Here is a 2080-nt window from a genome sequence, read left to right as displayed (position 1 = left end):
TTGCTAAAATTATTGTGAATTGAATAAGTGGAAATAATATCTTTTAATTATTCAGTAACATAATATAAAAATTATACATTCATAAAATTTTATTATGAATTATTAAGTTATAAAATTCGCAATATTTGATCATAATATTATTAAATAAATCATATATAATAAGTGAGAAAAATTTTAAAAAAAATTTTAATTACACACTAATCATTAGAAAACATTAATTAAATGCATCTAATCAGATATTATATCAAAAAAATTTTCATTTATCAGACGACTGAGTGATTTTGATATCAGGATTTTAGGAAAAATTATAAAATCAAAAAAGTTTAAAGGGCGGGGAGAGAATGAAAAAAACGGTAAAAGTGTATATTTTAATAATTTTTATCAGTATTTTTTTATATCATGTACTAAGATAGAAAAACAGGAAAAAAATATTGAAAATAATAAAGTGCCAGAAACCTTTTTAAAAAATGATATTAATATTAAAACCTCCGAGTATTATACTAAAGATGATATTTTGGTATTTAAAAATTATTTTGAAAATGGTGAGTTAACAAAACAGGAAATATTTGATAATAAAGGTAATATAGATTATACGTTTGAAATAAAAGATGAAAAAATTTACTCTATTAAAAACTCTGATGGACAAAAAGTTTCTACAAATAAAATATATTATTATTATTATTATTATTATAATATTAGTCATACAAAAGAATCACTTCCACTAAATAAAATATTTACATTTGAAGATTACCTAAATTCAGCAAAAAATAAAAAAGAAAAGTTTTCATTATATGATCAATTGGATCCAGGACAATATACTTATGGATATAGAATTGATACAGTGGAAGCTGGTCCTACTATAGGCCAAATTTCCAGCGATATATTTTCAAATACAGTGGATTATCTTACAGGTGTTTTAACAAATAAATTAATTTCAATAATTGCTAAAAAACTAGAACCAATTAAAGATTTAATACAATACGGAAATGATTTTTATTCTTATTTAAAAAATAATTTTAAAATTGAAAAAAAGAAAAAGTTCCAAGAATGGCGAAGAGAGCAAAAAAGAATTTATGTTATACATTATATTTCAAACAGAAATGGAAAATGGATAAAAAGCTGGGAAAAGATTTTTGCAATAGCTGAATTACATTATGCTAATGTAATTGTAGAAATAAAAGGTAGATCATATTATAAATATTATAATTATGGAGTATATGAAACTCGAAGCGAACCAGCTGAAAGAAAAGAAGTAAAAAGAAATGTTAAAGAAATAAAATCATTGAATTATGGTAATCATTCTAAATTGTTATTAATAGCAAAGGAAAATTATTTTACATATATAAATAACGGTACATATTATGTATGGTATGAAATACCGTAATTAATTAAAAATTTTCAAAAAATAAAGGTGAGATTTTATGTTTGATTATTTGGAATATTGGAAAAATAGTGAATTTCGTTTTAAATTTATAGTTTTTATAATTTTAATAATAATATCGTATTTCCCATTAAAAACAGCCTATAATTTATACTTTAATCCAATATATATACTTGAAAAATATTATTCCTCAATGAGAGAAGCAAGAATAAAATATGATAGTTACAATAAATCATATGAAAAATATCATTTTTACTATTATCAACCTAAAGAAAAATTAAGGGAATATTTGAATGAAATGATAGAAGAAAGAAGAAAACATGTATTAAATTCTGAAAAAGTTGAAAAATTAATGAGAGAATATTATAAAGAACTAGAAAAAGAAGAAATAATACTTAATATACTCGGTTCTTTAGATGATGAAGATAAATTATATAAAAATATAAAAACAACCAAATATGGATATAATGTGTATTTAATAAATCCAATGGTAGTGGGATATACGTTAAATTTTAAAGATGACGTTATAGAAAAACGTATATATGAGGAAGAACTTAAAAAAATTAAATATCCGGAAAATGCAGAGATTACATTTTATATTGTGAGGACATGGAAGGGATTAAAAATTGATTGGATGAAATCTGTATATTTGTTAAAATGAAGGAACTATCCAAATTGGCAATGTACGTTTTCTATTAG

Annotated in this window: 2 protein-coding genes; both read left to right on the top strand. The window is 21.6% G+C overall.

From position 1 onward, the window contains the following. The first annotated feature begins 445 nt into the window (after positions 1-445). A complete protein-coding gene (locus tag XO12_RS10995; RefSeq protein ID WP_175420333.1) occupies positions 446-1384 on the top strand; it encodes a hypothetical protein in 939 nt (312 codons plus the stop codon). Between the two features lie 37 nt (positions 1385-1421). Continuing rightward, positions 1422-2042: a hypothetical protein gene (locus tag XO12_RS10990; RefSeq protein ID WP_175420332.1), complete on the top strand. Its 621-nt coding sequence runs from the start codon at positions 1422-1424 to the stop codon at positions 2040-2042. Positions 2043-2080: the final 38 nt, after the last annotated feature.

The sequence above is a fragment of the Marinitoga sp. 1154 genome, assembly GCF_013363285.1.
Taxonomy (GTDB): Bacteria; Thermotogota; Thermotogae; order Petrotogales; family Petrotogaceae; genus Marinitoga.
The sequence above is the reverse complement of the archived record's forward strand: the minus strand, read 5'-3'. Positions and strand labels throughout refer to the sequence as shown.